General features: G+C 70.7%; 15 protein-coding genes. 6 read left to right on the forward strand and 9 right to left on the reverse strand.

All coding sequences use genetic code 11. The features are described from left to right. Positions 1-126: 126 nt before the first annotated feature. Positions 127-1,080, reverse strand: a complete 954-nt coding sequence (locus ACFWRT_RS25825; protein WP_380955695.1) for a heme o synthase — start codon at positions 1,078-1,080, stop codon at positions 127-129. Between the two features lie 289 nt (positions 1,081-1,369). Between ACFWRT_RS25825 and tkt the strand changes: the two genes are divergently transcribed. The 6 genes from tkt (at position 1,370) to ACFWRT_RS25855 (ending at position 8,415) form a co-directional block, all read left to right on the forward strand. Beyond that, positions 1,370-3,457: a transketolase gene (gene tkt, locus ACFWRT_RS25830; RefSeq protein WP_380955697.1), complete on the forward strand. Its 2,088-nt coding sequence runs from the start codon at positions 1,370-1,372 to the stop codon at positions 3,455-3,457. Positions 3,458-3,503: 46 nt separating this feature from the next. Then, complete coding sequence (gene tal / locus ACFWRT_RS25835; RefSeq protein ID WP_161265352.1) at positions 3,504-4,622, forward strand: transaldolase; 1,119 nt, start codon at positions 3,504-3,506, stop codon at positions 4,620-4,622. A gap of 5 nt (positions 4,623-4,627) precedes the next feature. Further along, complete coding sequence (gene zwf / locus ACFWRT_RS25840; protein ID WP_128847723.1) at positions 4,628-6,160, forward strand: glucose-6-phosphate dehydrogenase; 1,533 nt, start codon at positions 4,628-4,630, stop codon at positions 6,158-6,160. After that, a complete protein-coding gene (opcA, locus tag ACFWRT_RS25845; RefSeq protein ID WP_380955699.1) occupies positions 6,157-7,200 on the forward strand; it encodes a glucose-6-phosphate dehydrogenase assembly protein OpcA in 1,044 nt (347 codons plus the stop codon). Before zwf ends, opcA begins: the two co-directional genes overlap by 4 nt. Then, positions 7,197-7,979, forward strand: coding sequence for a 6-phosphogluconolactonase (gene pgl / locus ACFWRT_RS25850; RefSeq protein WP_380955700.1), 783 nt, complete (start codon positions 7,197-7,199; stop codon positions 7,977-7,979). The genes opcA and pgl overlap by 4 nt, the downstream gene beginning before the upstream one ends. 73 nt (positions 7,980-8,052) lie before the next feature. Next, positions 8,053-8,415: a VOC family protein gene (locus tag ACFWRT_RS25855; protein WP_380955702.1), complete on the forward strand. Its 363-nt coding sequence runs from the start codon at positions 8,053-8,055 to the stop codon at positions 8,413-8,415. A 12-nt stretch (positions 8,416-8,427) separates the two neighbouring features. On the opposite strand, the gene ACFWRT_RS25860 is transcribed toward ACFWRT_RS25855, so the two are convergent. From ACFWRT_RS25860 to ACFWRT_RS25895, 8 genes are all read right to left on the reverse strand, one after another. Then, entirely contained in the window at positions 8,428-9,267 is an 840-nt protein-coding gene (locus ACFWRT_RS25860; protein WP_380955704.1) for a poly-gamma-glutamate hydrolase family protein, read from the reverse strand. A gap of 57 nt (positions 9,268-9,324) precedes the next feature. After that, positions 9,325-10,848, reverse strand: coding sequence for a PH domain-containing protein (locus ACFWRT_RS25865; protein ID WP_380955705.1), 1,524 nt, complete (start codon positions 10,846-10,848; stop codon positions 9,325-9,327). Continuing rightward, on the reverse strand, positions 10,845-11,357 hold the full coding sequence (locus tag ACFWRT_RS25870; protein WP_380955706.1) for a PH domain-containing protein: 513 nt from the start codon (positions 11,355-11,357) through the stop codon (positions 10,845-10,847). The genes ACFWRT_RS25865 and ACFWRT_RS25870 overlap by 4 nt, the downstream gene beginning before the upstream one ends. A gap of 4 nt (positions 11,358-11,361) precedes the next feature. Then, complete coding sequence (gene pgi, locus ACFWRT_RS25875; protein WP_380955708.1) at positions 11,362-13,014, reverse strand: glucose-6-phosphate isomerase; 1,653 nt, start codon at positions 13,012-13,014, stop codon at positions 11,362-11,364. Positions 13,015-13,201: 187 nt separating this feature from the next. Further along, a complete protein-coding gene (locus ACFWRT_RS25880; protein ID WP_073217477.1) occupies positions 13,202-13,537 on the reverse strand; it encodes an RNA polymerase-binding protein RbpA in 336 nt (111 codons plus the stop codon). A 109-nt stretch (positions 13,538-13,646) separates the two neighbouring features. Beyond that, positions 13,647-13,883 carry a preprotein translocase subunit SecG gene (gene secG / locus ACFWRT_RS25885; protein WP_026237546.1) on the reverse strand — a complete coding sequence of 79 codons (237 nt, stop codon included), beginning with the start codon at positions 13,881-13,883 and terminating at the stop codon, positions 13,647-13,649. A gap of 114 nt (positions 13,884-13,997) precedes the next feature. Next, the gene (tpiA, locus tag ACFWRT_RS25890) at positions 13,998-14,774 is read right to left on the reverse strand and encodes a triose-phosphate isomerase (protein ID WP_380955710.1); all 777 of its coding nucleotides are present in this window, start codon (positions 14,772-14,774) and stop codon (positions 13,998-14,000) included. A 6-nt stretch (positions 14,775-14,780) separates the two neighbouring features. After that, complete coding sequence (locus ACFWRT_RS25895; RefSeq protein WP_380955712.1) at positions 14,781-15,992, reverse strand: phosphoglycerate kinase; 1,212 nt, start codon at positions 15,990-15,992, stop codon at positions 14,781-14,783. Positions 15,993-16,089 lie beyond the last annotated feature (97 nt).

A 16,089-nucleotide genomic window follows, 5' to 3' on the forward strand; every position in this document is an offset into this window, starting at 1 on the left:
CCCGCCCGGGTGCTGCTCGGCCGCCCCCGGCCCCACCATTCGAAGCTTCGCACCCGCTGGTTCGGCCCACCGGGTGGGGGGGGCGGGGGGGCGACCCCCCCCCCCCCCCGCCCGTGAAGATCTGGGCTAGCGGAGGAAGGGGTCCACCGCGACGGCCAGGAAGAGCAGCGAGACGTAGGTGATGGACCAGTGGAACAGCCGCATCTCCTTGAGCTTGGCGCCGCTCACGCCGGCCCTGGCCCGGTTCTGCAGCCCGTGGGCCTCCCAGAGCCAGAAGCCGCCCGCCAGCAGCGCCACCGACAGGTAGAACCAGCCGGTGTAGCCCAGCGGGGTGAGCAGCAGCGAGACGCCGACCATCACCCAGCTGTAGATGACGATCTGCCGGGCGACCACCTGGTTGGAGGCGATGACCGGGAGCATCGGGACGCCGACCCGGGCGTAGTCGTCCTTCACCTTCATGGAGAGCGGCCAGTAGTGCGGCGGCGTCCAGAAGAAGATGACGGCGAAGAGGATGACGGCGGCCCAGGAGAGGGAGTTCGTCACGGAGGACCAGCCGATGAGCACCGGCAGGCAGCCGGCGATGCCGCCCCAGATGATGTTCTGCGAGGTGCGGCGCTTCAGCAGCATCGTGTAGACGACGACGTAGAAGAGCAGCGCCCCGAGAGCGAGCGCGGCCGACAGCCAGTTGACGAGCAGTCCGAACCAGAGCGTCGAGATCACCGCGAGGGCGATACCGAAGGCGAGGCACTCGCGCGGGCTGACCATGCCGGTGACCAGCGGACGCTGCGACGTGCGGTCCATCAGCGCGTCGATGTCGCGGTCGATGTACATGTTCAGCGCGTTGGCGCCGCCCGCGGAGAGGTACCCGCCGATGGTGGTGGTGAGCACGAGCCACAGGTCGGGTACGCCCTGGGCGGCGAGGAACATCACCGGAACGGTGGTGATGAGCAGCAGCTCGATGATCCGTGGCTTGGTAAGCGCCACGAATGCCTTGACACGGGCCCCGTACGGGCGATGGCCCCTTGGGCTGGGAGTCAAGGCGACCCCTGCGGGTCGGGACTCGACGGCCGTCACGCACACCCCTGACAGAGAAATCCCAGCAAGCTCCGGGCCGAGCGGCCCTGGTGAAGACTTGCGCGAACTCGACCACTCTAGACGTTGGGGATACACCGCCCTTCGCGGGGGTGGGGTCGTGTTGGGGGTGACTCTGCGATGTACGGAGTCCGTCCGCCGGGAGGCGAAGTCCACAGGCCGCCCGCACCCTGGAAAGTGCTCGGGAAGTGTGCCCCGCGGCGGGGGTAGGCTCGGCAACGCCCGGTGCGGTAACAGTCACCGGTTTACAAACAGTGGAGAGGAGCCCTGACTCAGGGTGAGCAACAAGCCGACCACCACAGACCTCCAGTGGACCGATGTGGACCAGCGAGCCGTGGACACCGCCCGCGTCCTTGCCGCGGACGCCGTACAGAAAGTCGGAAACGGCCACCCGGGTACGGCCATGAGCCTGGCTCCCGCCGCGTACACCCTGTTCCAGAAAGTCATGCGGCACGACCCCGCGGACGCGGAGTGGACCGGCCGCGACCGGTTCGTCCTCTCGGCGGGCCACTCCAGCCTGACCCTGTACATCCAGCTCTACCTCGCCGGTTACGGCCTGGAGCTGGACGACCTGAAGGCGTTCCGGACCTGGGGCTCCAAGACCCCGGGGCACCCGGAGTACGGGCACACCACCGGTGTCGAGACGACGACCGGCCCGCTGGGCCAGGGTGTCGCCAACGCGGTGGGCATGGCCATGGCCGCCCGCTACGAGCGCGGCCTGTTCGACCCCGAGGCGGCCCCCGGCACCTCGCCCTTCGACCACACGGTCTGGGTCATCGCCGGTGACGGCTGCCTCCAGGAGGGCATCTCGGCCGAGGCGTCCTCGCTGGCCGGCCACCAGAAGCTGGGCAACCTGGTCCTGCTCTGGGACGACAACCACATCTCCATCGAGGGCGACACGGAGACCGCGGTCTCCGAGGACACCCTGAAGCGGTACGAGGCGTACGGCTGGCACGTCCAGCGCGTCGAGCAGGCGCCCAACGGCGACCTGGACCCGGCGGGTCTGTACGCGGCGCTGCAGGCGGCCAAGGCCGAGACCGAGCGTCCCTCGTTCATCGCGGCTCGCTCGATCATCGCCTGGCCTGCGCCGAACGCCCAGAACACCGAGGCGGCCCACGGCTCGGCGCTCGGCGACGACGAGATCGCGGCGACCAAGCGGGTCCTCGGCTTCGACCCGGAGCAGACCTTCGAGGTCGCAGGCGAGGTCATCGGCCACACCCGTGAGGCCCTGGACCGTGGCCGCGAGGCCCGTACCGAGTGGGACAAGGCGTTCGCCGCGTGGCGCACCGCCAACCCGGAGCGCGCCGCGGACTTCGACCGGATCGCCGCGGGCGAGCTGCCGGCGGGCTGGGAGGAGAAGCTCCCGGTCTTCGAGGCCGGCAAGTCCCTGGCCACCCGTGCCGCCTCCGGCAAGGTGCTCCAGGCGCTGGGCGATGTCGTGCCCGAGCTGTGGGGCGGCTCCGCCGACCTCGCCGGCTCGAACAACACCACGATCGACAAGACGTCGTCGTTCCTGCCGGTGGGCAACCCGCTGCCGGAGGCCGACCCGTACGGCCGCACGATCCACTTCGGGATCCGCGAGCACGCGATGGCCGCCGCGATGAACGGCATCGCGCTGCACGGCAACACCCGCATCTACGGCGGCACCTTCCTGGTGTTCTCCGACTACATGCGCAACGCGGTGCGGCTCTCCGCGCTGATGCACCTGCCGGTGACGTACGTGTGGACGCACGACTCGATCGGCCTCGGCGAGGACGGCCCGACCCACCAGCCGGTGGAGCACCTGGCCGCACTGCGCGCCATCCCGGGCCTGAACATCGTGCGCCCGGCCGACGCCAACGAGACGGCCATCGCCTGGCGCGAGATCCTGCGCCGCTACACCAAGGTGTTCGGCGAGGGCGCCCCGCACGGTCTGGCGCTGACCCGCCAGGGCGTGCCGACGTACGAGGCGAACGAGGACGCGGCCAAGGGCGGTTACGTCCTGTTCGAGGCCGACGGTGGCGAGCCGCAGGTGCTGCTCATCGCGACCGGCTCCGAGGTCCACGTCGCCGTCGAGGCGCGCGAGCAGCTCCAGGCGGCCGGTGTGCCGACCCGGGTCGTCTCGATGCCGTCCGTCGAGTGGTTCGAGGAGCAGGATCAGGGTTACAAGGAGAGCGTGCTCCCGCCGTCGGTCAAGGCGCGGGTCGCCGTCGAGGCGGGCATCGGCCTGACCTGGTACCGGTACGTCGGGGACGCCGGCCGGATCGTCTCGCTGGAGCACTTCGGTGCCTCGGCCGACGCGAAGGTCCTCTTCCGCGAGTTCGGCTTCACCGCCGAGAACGTGGCCGCCGCCGCGCGGGAATCCCTCGAAGCCGCAGCGCGCTGACGCCGTATATACGACACAGATATACGACTAGTAGGAGATGCAACCCATGACAGACGCACTCAAGCGCCTCTCCGACGAGGGCGTGGCGATCTGGCTCGACGACCTGTCGCGCAAGCGGATCACGTCCGGCAACCTGGCCGAGCTGATCGACCAGAGCCATGTCGTCGGCGTCACCACCAACCCGTCGATCTTCCAGAAGGCGATCTCCTCGGGCGACGGTTACGAGCAGCAGCTCACCGACCTCGCCGCCCGCAAGGTCACCGTCGAGGAAGCCCTCCGCATGATCACGACGGCGGACGTCCGCGACGCCGCCGACATCCTCCGTCCGGTCTTCGACGCGACCGGCGGCCAGGACGGCCGGGTCTCCATCGAGGTGGACCCGCGCCTGGCGCACAACACCCTGGCCACCGTCGCCGAGGCCAAGCAGCTCGCCTGGCTGGTCGACCGGCCGAACACGCTCATCAAGATCCCGGCGACCAAGGCCGGTCTCCCGGCGATCACCGAGACCATCGGCCGGGGCATCAGCGTCAACGTGACGCTGATCTTCTCGCTGGAGCGGTACCGCGCGGTCATGGACGCCTACCTGGCGGGCCTGGAGAAGGCGAAGGCCGCGGGCCTGGACCTCTCCAAGATCCACTCGGTGGCGTCCTTCTTCGTGTCCCGCGTGGACACCGAGATCGACAAGCGTCTGGACGCCATCGGCTCCGACGAGGCGAAGGCCGCCAAGGGCAAGTCCGCCCTGGCCAACGCGCGCCTGGCCTACGAGGCGTACGAGGAGGTCTTCTCCTCCGACCGCTGGGCCCCGCTGGACAAGGCGCAGGCCAACAAGCAGCGTCCGCTGTGGGCCTCGACCGGCGTCAAGGACCCGTCGCTGAAGGACACCCTGTACGTCGACGACCTGGTGGCGCCGAACACGGTGAACACCATGCCGGAGGCGACCCTGGAGGCCGTGGCCGACCACGGCGAGATCACCGGCAACACCGTCGCCGGCGGATACGACCAGGCCCGCGCCGACCTCGACGCGATCAAGAAGCTCGGCATCTCGTACGACGACGTCGTGCAGGTGCTGGAGGACGAGGGCGTCGAGAAGTTCGAGGCGTCCTGGAACGACCTGCTCAAGTCGACCGAGGCGGAGCTCTCGCGCCTCGCCCCCTCGGAGGGCTGACCACTTTGTCTGCTGTTCCCGGAGCCAACCCGCTCCGTGACGCACAGGACCGACGGCTCCCGCGTATCGCGGGGCCGTCGGGCCTGGTCATCTTTGGCGTCACGGGCGATTTGTCCCGTAAAAAGCTGATGCCTGCCGTCTACGACCTGGCCAACCGCGGCCTGCTGCCACCGGGCTTCTCGCTCATCGGCTTCGCGCGCCGCGACTGGGAGGACGAGGACTTCGCGCAGGTCGTCCATGACGCCGTCAAGGAGCACGCCCGTACGCCGTTCCGCGAGGAGGTCTGGCAGCAGCTCATCCAGGGGATGCGCTTCGTCCAGGGCAACTTCGACGACGACGAGGCGTTCGAGACGCTGAAGTCCACCATCCAGGAGCTCGACAAGGCACAGGGGACGGGCGGCAACTTCGCCTTCTACCTCTCCGTGCCGCCGAAGTTCTTCCCCAAGGTCGTCCAGCAGCTCAAGAAGCACGGCCTGGCCGACCAGAAGGAGGGCTCCTGGCGGCGTGCCGTCATCGAGAAGCCGTTCGGCCACGACCTGGCCAGCGCGCAGGAGCTCAACCAGCTCGTGCACGACGTCTTCCCGCCCAACGAGGTCTTCCGGATCGACCACTACCTGGGGAAGGAGACGGTCCAGAACATCCTGGCGCTGCGGTTCGCCAACACGATGTGGGAGCCGATCTGGAACCGGTCCTACGTCGACCACGTACAGATCACGATGGCCGAGGACATCGGCATCGGCGGCCGGGCCGGCTACTACGACGGCATCGGCGCCGCCCGTGACGTCATCCAGAACCACCTGCTCCAGCTCCTGGCGCTGACCGCGATGGAGGAGCCCGGCTCCTTCCACCCGAAGGCCCTGGTCGCCGAGAAGCTCAAGGTGCTCACCGCCGTCGAGCTGCCCGAGGACCTCGGTCTGCACACCGTGCGCGCGCAGTACGAGCACGCCTGGCAGGGCGGTCAGGAGGTCCTCGGCTACTGCGAGGAGGAGGGCATCGACCCCAAGTCGACGACCGACACCTTCGCGGCGATCAAGCTGACGATCAACAACCGCCGCTGGGCGGGGGTGCCGTTCTACCTCCGTACCGGAAAGCGGCTCGGCCGCCGGGTCACGGAGATCGCGGTCGTCTTCAAGCGCGCGCCCTACCTGCCGTTCGAGTCCGGCGCCACGGAGGAGCTCGGCGGCAACGCCCTGGTCATCCGGGTCCAGCCGGACGAGGGCGTCACCGTGCGCTTCGGGTCCAAGGTGCCCGGCACCTCGATGGAGGTCCGGGACGTCACGATGGACTTCGCGTACGGGGAGTCCTTCACGGAGTCCAGCCCGGAGGCGTATGAGCGGCTCCTGCTGGACGTCCTGCTCGGCGACGCCAACCTGTTCCCGCGCCACCAGGAGGTCGAGCTCTCCTGGACCATCCTCGACCCGATCGAGGAGTACTGGGACAAGCACGGCAAGCCCGCGAAGTACGCGGCCGGCACCTGGGGGCCGGCCGAGGCCGACGAGATGCTCGCACGTGACGGACGGAGCTGGAGGCGGCCATGAAGATCGATCTCACGGAAACCACATCCAGCAAGATCAACCAGGCGCTGGTCTCGGCCCGCCGGGCGATCGGCACCCCGGCCATCGGCATGGTGCTCACGCTGGTCATCGTCACCGACGAGGAGAACGCGTACGACGCGCTCAAGTCGGCCGGTGACGCCTCCCGCGAGCACCCCTCGCGGATCATCGCGGTGATCAAGCGGGTCAGCCGCTCGCCGCGCGCCCGCCGGGACGCCCGCCTCGACGCCGAGGTCCGGGTCGGCTCCGACGCCGGGACCGGCGAGACCGTCGTCCTGCGCCTCCACGGCGAACTGGCCAACCACGCCCAGTCGGTGGTCCTCCCGCTGCTGCTCCCCGACGCCCCGGTCGTGGTGTGGTGGCCCGAGGACGCGCCCGCCGACGCGGCGAAGGACCCGCTGGGCGCGCTCGCCCAGCGCCGGATCACCGACGGCTACTCCGCCGAGCGCCCGCTCGACGAGCTGGCGGTGCGGGCGGCGACCTACAGCCCCGGCGACACCGACCTGTCGTGGACCCGGATCACGCCGTGGCGCTCGATGCTGGCCGCGGCGCTGGACCAGCAGCCCGCGCAGGTCATCGGCGTCACCGTCGAGGGCGAGAGCGACAACCCGAGCTGCGAGCTGCTCGCGATGTGGCTCGCGGACCGGCTCGCCGTCCCGGTGGAGCGCACGTACTCCGGCGGCCCCGGGCTGACCGCCGTCCGGATGGAGACGAAGAACGGCGTCATCGTCCTCGACCGGGCCGACGGCTCCCTGGCCACGCTCTCCATGCAGGGCCAGCCGGACCGCGCGGTGGCGCTCAAGCGCCGCGACACCGCCGAGCTGCTGGCGGAGGAGCTGCGCCGGCTGGACCCGGACAACACCTACGAGTCCGCGGTGAAGTTCGGGGTGGAGAAGCTCCACACGGGCGGCGAGGCCAAGGCCGCTCCGGTCGAGGAAAAGGCGGCCGAGGCCAAGGACGGCGGGGCCGAGCAGAAGGCTCCCGCCGCGAAGAAGGCCCCGGCGAAGAAGGCGGCCGCCAAGTGACGCCTCCTCAGCTCGTCGTGCACCGCGACAAGGAGCTGATGGCCCAGGCCGCGGCGGCCCGGCTGATCACGAGGATCGTGGACGCCCAGGCCTCCCGGGGCCACGCCTCGGTGGTGCTGACCGGCGGGCGCAACGGCAACGGCCTGCTGGCCGCACTCGCCGCCGCGCCCGCCCGGGACGCCGTCGACTGGGCGCGCCTGGACCTGTGGTGGGGCGACGAGCGGTTCCTGCCCGAGGGCGACCCCGAGCGGAACATCACGCAGGCCCGCAAGGCGCTGCTCGACGCGGTACCGCTGGACCCGGCCCGGGTGCACGCGATGCCCGCCTCCGACGGTCCGTACGGCAAGGACGTGGACGAGGCGGCGGCGGCGTACGCGGCCGAACTCGCCGCGGCGGCGGGGCCGGAGGACCACGGTCCGGTGCCCTCCTTCGACGTGCTGATGCTGGGCGTCGGCCCGGACACGCATGTCGCCTCGCTCTTCCCGGAGCTGCCCGCGGTACGGGAGACCGAGCGCACCGTCGTCGGTGTGCACGGGGCCCCCAAGCCGCCGCCGGTCCGCGTCTCGCTCACGCTCCCCGCCATCCGCGCGGCGCGTGAGGTGTGGCTGCTGGCGGCGGGCGAGGACAAGGCGGAGGCGGCGGCCATCGCGCTGTCGGGCGCCGGGGAGATCCAGGCACCGGCGGCGGGAGCGTACGGGCGCAGCCGGACGCTCTGGCTGCTGGACGCGGCGGCGGCCTCGCAGTTGCCGCGCGCGCTGTATCCACCGGCGTCCGCCTGACGGTACGTATGACCAGGCCCGGCCCGCTCTTTCTTCGAGCGGGCCGGGCCTGTGGCATGAAAGGCTCGCGCCCATGGTGCATATCGGAACCGTGGTGATGGGCGCGAGCGACGTCCGACGGGCCGCCGCCTTCTGGAAGGCGGCGCTCACGTACACCGAGCGCGAGTCGGGGACGGACGACTGGGTGGTGCTGGTCCCGGTCGAAGGGCCCGGCGTCGGCGTGGCGCTGGGGCGCTCCGCCTCCCCCGTCCAGGAGGTCCCCCGGGTCCACCTCGACCTCTACTCGGACGAGCAGGAGGCCGAGGTGGAGCGGCTGATGGGGCTGGGCGCCGAGCGGGTCGCGTGGGAGCTCTACCCGCCGGACCCGGACTTCGTGGTCCTCGCCGACCCCGAGGGCAACCGCTTCTGCGTCATCGACACCACGCACGGCGGCTGAGGGCTCCGCAGGTCAGAGGATGACCTGCTCCGTGCCCTGCTCCAGCTTGGTGATCGCGGCCCGGCAGGCGGCGGTGAAGCGGTCGAAGACCGCGGTCGTGGAGCCGGCCCGGCCCGCCCGGGTGTTGTTCGTGAACATGGCGGCGCGCAGTTCCGTGGTGAGCTCCAACTGACCGCCCTGGGACAGCATGGTGCGGTTGACGGGGTTGGTGGGGTTGACGCCGGCCAGGTCGGGCGTCTCGTTCCCGTCCCGCCAGGCGATGCCCACCTTGTCGAACTCGGCCTTGAGCAGGGTCTTGAAGCGGGTGTTGAGCCCGCCGACCACCACGGCCTGCGGAACGGTGCCCGCCTGTGCCGACGTACAGCCGTGCAGGCTCAGGACGTTGAGGCTGCCGGCCGCCATGGAGATCGCCACGTGGTCGTCGCAGTTCTTGGCGGTGACGTGCAGGTCGCGGTTGCCGGAGGAGCGCAGCCCCTCGAACATCCAGTAGTCGTGCACCCCGTGGCCGTCCTGGAGCGGGGCGAGCGTGGCCGGGTGGTAGCCGGCGATGGAGAGGCAGAGCTCGGAGGTGCCGGTCTCGATGCCGCCGCCGTGCAGGGCCATGACGGTGGTCCGGTTGTACGGGTATCTCTGCGGCGTCGAGTGGTCGGCGTACTCGTGTCTCTTGTAGCGGCGGGCGAACTCGACGCCCTCCTGTCCGGCGAGCTTCTTGTAGAGGTCGGTGTTGGAGGTGTAGATGTCCAGGTCGTCCGTGGCGTGGGCCGGGGTCGCGGTGAGCGAGCCGAGCAGCGGGCCGCTGACGGCGGCGGTGGCCAGGGCGGTGAGGACCGTACGACGGTGGGTGAAGGTCATGATCACTATCGTCGCCCACGTGGGGGCGGGTGCCCAGCGCCGGGGTGGTGCTGTCTGTCACGGACCGGGGCGCACGTCCCTCTCAAGGAACGGCTCCAGCAGCCCGGGAACGGCCTCGGCGGCGAAGGCGAGGCCCTCGGCCGCATCGGTGTCGTACGCCGCGTACGCGCCCCCTCCGGCGGCCGTCGTGGCCGTGATCGTGAGCAGCCCCGCCCGCCGCTGGAAGTACGACTGCTTGACGGTCCAGCCGATCACCCCGGCCCGCTCCAGGGCGGCGGTGGAGCGGCGGAGCGTTCCGGAGCGGGTGACCAGGTAGCGGCCGGAGAGCGCGTGGCCGAGGTTCCGGTACGCGTCCAGCGCCAGCGCCACCGCGAGCGGCAGGAACACCGCCGCGCAGCCGAGCGCGATCCACAGGAGTACGGGGGTGAGGAGCGCCCCGAGGACGGTGAGCAGCAGGACCGGGGCGAGGGCGGCGGCGAGCGACCAGCGCAGCCGGCGGCCCCGGGCGGCGCGCGGGTGGGGGGTGAGCGGGGCACCGGTCGGGGTGGCCTCCTCGCGCAGTATCGCGGCGGCGACGGAGTCGGCCCGTGGGCGCGGCACCGCCGGGAGGACCGTGTTGTGGTCGGCGTTCTTCGACTCGTTGTCCTGGGCGAGCCCGGTGGTGATGGCGTCCAGCCGGGCGGCGCCGACCAGCCGTACGCCGAGGGGTTCGACCAGGTCCACTCCGCGCAGCCGGGCCTCCTCGACGGAGATGGACCGGGAGGTGAACAGTCCGCGCCGGACCCGGATGGTGCCGCCGGGCTCACGCTCCAGGCGGTAGTTCCACCACATCTCGATCCAGAGGCCGAGCGCCCCGACGACACCCGCGACCAGGGCGGCGAGGACCAGGGCGACGATCATCCAGAGCAGCGGGGTGTCCCGGAACCGGTCGCCGACCCACGCGATGACCTCGCCCTGCGCCCCGACCCAGTCGCTGACCTGCATGACGGCCCCGACGGCCGCACCGCCGAGCATGGGGGCGACGAAGGAGACCGGTGCGTACCGGATCCAGCGCGGGTCCAGGACCGCCAGCTCGCCGTCGCGGTGGGCCGCCCCGGGCTGCGGGAGGGTCGCGCGTTCCAGCAGGAGGCGGCGGAGCCGTTCGCCCTCGGCGCGGGTGACCGGGTCCAGCTCCAGGGTGGAGTCGCCGCCGTGCTCGCCGGTACCGATCCTGACGGTGACCAGGCCGAGGAGGCGCAGCAGCAGGTTGGCGGTGAGGTCGACGGTGCGGATGCGCTCCCGGGCCAGGGAGCGGCGCTTGACGAGGAGGAGGCCGGTGTGGAGGTCGACACGCTCCTCGCCGATCCGGTAGCGGGTGCGGTGCCAGCGGACCCGGTCGGCGCCCGCCGCGACGCCGATGATCAGGAGGCCGGCGCCGAGGACGGCGAGCACCCCGCCGGGGAGCCCGAGCCAGTTGGAGAGGCCGAGCGCGGCGGGCAGGGCCGCGCCCGCGACGACGCCCGCCACGACGAGGGCGGTGACCAGGACCGTACGGGGGTCGAGGCGGCGCCAGCCGTCGTAGGGAGGGCGCTGCGTGCTCATGTGGCGTCGCCGGGGGTGTCACGGGTGATGCGGGTGAGGCGCTCGGCCAGTTCGGCGGCGATCTCGTGGTCCAGGCCCTCGATCCGTACCGCGCCCTTGGAGGAGGCGGTGGTGACCGTGACGGTGGCGAGCCGGAAGAGCTGTTCCAGCGGGCCGCGCACGGTGTCCACGGTCTGGATGCGGGACATCGGCGCGATCCGCCACTCCTGCCGGAAAAACCCGGTGCGTACGTACACCGCGTCCTCGGTGACCTCCCAGCGGTGGGTGCGGAACCACCAGAGCGGGAGGAGGACGGCGGCCCCGCCGCCCGCCGCGGTGAGGACCGCGGCGGGCAGCAGGAGCCAGAAGCGGGCGGGCTCGATGAGCGCGCCGAGCACGACGAGCGGCACGACGGGGACGGCGGTCATCAGCAGCCACTGGACCCGCCACCAGGCCACGACCCGCTCGTTCAGCGTGTTGCGCGGCGGCCGCAGTCGTATCTCCGCCGTTCCCTCCCCCGCCGCCGGCATGGGCTCAGCGCCCCCGCAACGTGCGGTAGGCGGTGACCAGGGCGGCGGTGGAGCTGTCGAGCTCCCCGGTGGAGGCCTCCCCGGTCAGGACGGGCTCGATCTTCTTGGCGAGGACCTTGCCGAGCTCGACGCCCCACTGGTCGAAGGAGTCGATGTTCCAGATGGCGCCCTGGACGAAGACCTTGTGCTCGTAGAGCGCGATGAGCTGGCCGAGGACCGAGGGGGTCAGCTTGTCGGCGAGGATCGTCGTCGTCGGGTGGTTGCCCCGGAACGTCTTGTGCGGGACCAGCTCCTCCGGCACGCCCTCCGCACGGACCTCGTCGGGCGTCTTGCCGAAGGCGAGCGCCTGGGTCTGGGCGAAGAAGTTGGCCATCAGCAGGTCGTGCTGGGCGATCAGGCCGGGCAGCAGGTCGTGGACCGGGGCGGCGAAGCCGATGAAGTCCGCCGGGATCAGCTTCGTACCCTGGTGGATCAACTGGTAGTACGCGTGCTGCCCGTTGGTGCCGGGGGTGCCCCAGACGACCGGTCCGGTCTGCCAGTCGACGCGGTCGCCCTCGCGGTCGACGGACTTGCCGTTGGACTCCATGTCGAGCTGCTGGAGGTAGGCGGTGAACCTGGAGAGGTAGTGGCTGTACGGCAGCACCGCGTGCGACTGGGCGTCGAAGAAGTTGCCGTACCAGACGCCGAGGAGGCCGAGCAGGAGCGGGGCGTTCTCCTCGGCGGGGGCGGTGCGGAAGTGCTCGTCGACCAAGTGGAAGCCGTCCAGCATCTCGCGGAACCGGTCCGGGCCGATGGCGATCATCAGCGAGAGGCCGATCGCGGAGTCGTAGGAGTAGCGGCCGCCGACCCAGTCCCAGAACTCGAACATGTTGGCCGTGTCGATGCCGAACTCCTCGACCTTCTCCGCGTTGGTCGACAGCGCCACGAAGTGCTTGGCGACGGCGTCCTGACCGGCGCGCAGCTCGGTGAGGAGCCAGTCGCGGGCGGAGGTGGCGTTGGTGATCGTCTCGATGGTGGTGAACGTCTTCGAGGCGACGATGAACAGCGTCTCGGCGGGGTCCAGGTCGCGGACGGCCTCGTGGAGGTCGGCGCCGTCGACGTTGGAGACGAACCGGACGGTGAGGGAGCGGTCCGTGAAGGAGCGCAGCACCTCGTACGCCATGGCGGGGCCGAGGTCCGAGCCGCCGATGCCGATGTTGACGATGTTCTTGATGGGCTTGCCGGTGTGGCCGGTCCACTCGGCCGCCCGGACCTTGTCGGCGAAGGCGGCCATCTTGTCCAGGACGGCGTGCACGGCGGGCACGACGTTCTCGCCGTCGACCTCGATCACCGCTCCGCGCGGGGCGCGCAGCGCGGTGTGCAGGACGGCCCGGTCCTCGGTGGTGTTGATCTTCTCGCCGCGGAACATCGCGTCCCGCAGCTCCGCGACCCCGGTGGCGGCGGCGAGCTCGCGCAGCAGGCGCAGCGTCTCGTCGGTGACCAGGTGCTTGGAGTAGTCGAGGTGGAGGTCGCCGACCCGGAGGGTGTAGGCGGTGCCCCGGTCCGGCTGCCGCGCGAACAGTTCGCGCAACTGGGCCGCGCCGAACTCCTCACGGTGCTTGGCGAGAGCCGTCCACTCGGGGGTCTGGTTGAGCTTGGTTCGGCTTGCTGCGTTCATCCCGGATATCAGCCCACTTCTTCTTGTACGTCAGCATCCCCGCTGCCCCTCCAACCTAATTGATCGAGGAGGCGGGTGGCGCGGACGCGGGCCACGGCACGGTAAAGCGGTCCGGCCGGACACCCGAGGGGTGTCCGGCCGGTGAACGACTGGGTTGGTCCGTGAAGCGGTACGGGCCGGGGAGTGGCTAGATCTCGCCGCGGAGCTTGGCCAGCGCCTCGGCGAGGATCGCCTCGCCGTCCTCGTCGCTGCGCCGCTCGCGTACGTACGCGAGGTGCGTCTTGTACGGCTCGGTGCGGGGCGGGTCCGGGGGGCTGTCCTTGTCCTGGCCGGCCGGGAAGCCGCAGCGCGGGCAGTCCCAGGTGTCCGGCACCTGCGCGTCATGGGCGAAGCTCGGCTGCGTCTCGTGCCCGTTCGAGCACCAGAAGGAGATGCGGAGGCGCGGCGCGGACTCGCCCCGCTCGGCCTCCCCCATCGGCCCCGCTCCGACCCGGCTTCCCCGGATCGCGTTGCCACTTGCCACGGTCGTAACTCCCTGCCTGATGGTGCTCGACGAAGCCTCAGTCTACGTAAGGCCCAACGCGCGTCCAGTGAAAGGAGTTACACCCTCACCGGGAATCGCGGACGACGGGTCAGTCGCCCAGCTTGACCAGCAGACCGAGGACGACGACGCAGGCGAACCAGATCAGACCCACCACGACGGTGATGCGGTCGAGGTTACGCTCGGCGACGGAGGAGCCACCGACGGAGGACTGCATCCCGCCACCGAACATGTCGGAGAGGCCGCCGCCCTTGCCCTTGTGCATGAGCACCAGCAGCATCAGCAGCAGGCTGAAGACGATCAGAGCGATCTGGAACGCCATAACCACGGCTGGTCCCTACTTTCAGAATTCTCGACTACTGCCTGTACGTACAGCGGGGGCCGGAGGGTGACAACCCCCTCGGCCCCCGCAAGGGTACGACGGATCCGCGCTACCGCATACTCACTGGTCGCGGAAGCGGACGATCTTGACGAACTCGTCGGCGTCGAGCGCGGCGCCGCCGATCAGGGCGCCGTCGACGTCGGGCTGCGCCATGATGGCGGCCACGTTGCCGGACTTCACCGAGCCGCCGTACTGGATGCGGACGGCGTCGGCCAGCTCCGGCGAGTACAGCTCGGCCAGCCGACGGCGGATCGCACCGCAGACCTCCTGGGCGTCCTCGGGGGTGGCGACCTCGCCGGTCCCGATGGCCCAGACCGGCTCGTAGGCGATGACGATGGTCTCGGCCTGCTCGGCCGGGATGTCCTTCAGGGCGCCGTCGAGCTGCGCGAGGGTGTAGGAGACCTGGTCTCCGGCCTTGCGGATGTCCAGGCCCTCGCCGACGCAGAGGATCGGGGTCAGCCCGTGCTTGTAGGCGGCCTTCACCTTGGCGTTGCAGATCTCGTCGCTCTCGCCGTGGTACTGGCGGCGCTCGCTGTGGCCGACGGCCACGTAGGTGCAGCGCAGCTTGGCGAGCATGGCGCCGGAGATCTCACCGGTGTACGCACCGGAGTCGTGCGCCGAGATGTCCTGGGCGCCGTACTTGATCTTCAGCTTGTCGCCGTCCACCAGGGTCTGCACGGAGCGCAGGTCGGTGAAGGGCGGCAGGACGGCGACCTCGACGGCGTCGTAGTCCTTGTCGGCCAGGGCGAAGGAGAGCTTCTGGACGTGCGCGATGGCCTCGAGGTGGTTGAGGTTCATCTTCCAGTTGCCCGCCATCAGCGGGGTGCGGGTGGTCATTGAGGTTCAGTCCTCCAGTGCGGCGAGGCCGGGAAGCGTCTTGCCCTCGAGGTATTCGAGGCTGGCGCCGCCACCGGTCGAAATATGTCCGAAAGCATTCTCGTCGAATCCCAGGATGCGAACGGCCGCGGCGGAGTCGCCACCGCCGACGACGCTGAAGGCCGGGGAGTCGACGAGCGCCTGGGCGACCGCGCGGGTGCCGTCGGCGAAGTCGGGGTGCTCGAAGACGCCCATCGGGCCGTTCCAGAAGACGGTGGCCGCGTCGGCGAGCTTCGACGCGTAGAGCTTGTTGGTCTCCGGCCCGTTGTCCAGACCCATCTGACCGGCCGGGATGGCGTCGGCGGCGACGGTGGTGGCGCCGGCCGGGGCCTTGGTCTTCAGGTCGGGGAAGGCGGGGGCGACGACGACGTCGACCGGGAGGACGAACTCCACGCCCTTCTCCTCCGCGCGCCGCAGGTACTCCCGCACGGCGGGGATCTGGTCCTCCTGGAGCAGCGAGCTGCCGACCTCGTGGCCCTGGGCCTTGAGGAAGGTGTACGCCATGCCGCCGCCGATCAGGATGCGGTCGGCCCGCTCCAGCAGGTGGTCGATGACGCCGAGCTTGTCGGAGACCTTGGCCCCGCCGAGGACGACGGCGTACGGGCGCTTGACGTCGGTGGTGAGCTTCTTCAGCACGCCGACCTCGGTGGCGATGAGGTAGCCCGCGTAGTGCGGCAGCCGCGCCGGGAGGTCGTAGACCGAGGCGTGCTTGCGGTGTACGGCCCCGAAGCCGTCGCCCACGTACACGTCGGCGAGTTCGGCGAGCTGGTCGGCGAAGGCGCCGCGCTCGGCTTCGTCCTTGGAGGTCTCACCGGCGTTGAAGCGAAGGTTCTCGACGACGGCGACCTGGCCGTCGGTGAGCCCGGCGACGACTGAGCGGGCGGAGTCGCCGACGGTGTCGGTCGCGAAGGCGACGTCGGCACCGAGGAGTTCACCGAGGCGCGCGGCGGCGGGCGCCAGCGAGAACGCCGGGTCCGGGGCGCCCTTGGGGCGGCCGAGGTGCGAGGCGACGACGACGCGCGCGCCGGCTTCGGCGAGCTTGGAGACCGTCGGCAGGACGGCGCGGATCCGGCCGTCGTCGGTGATGGTGGTGCCGTCCAGCGGCACGTTGAGGTCGGCGCGGACGAATACCCGCCTGCCGGCGACCCCTTCGGTGAGAAGTTCGTCGATCGTCTTCATCTGTTCCGTTTACTCCTTGGGAGGACCGATGAGCATGCTAAGGGGCTCGGCCGGCGCGTCGTTGCGTCGGTCGAGCCCCTTGTTCACATCGATATGC

Origin of the sequence: Streptomyces cyaneofuscatus, from assembly GCF_042718795.1 — a bacterium.
GTDB lineage: Bacteria > Actinomycetota > Actinomycetes > Streptomycetales > Streptomycetaceae > Streptomyces > Streptomyces cyaneofuscatus_A.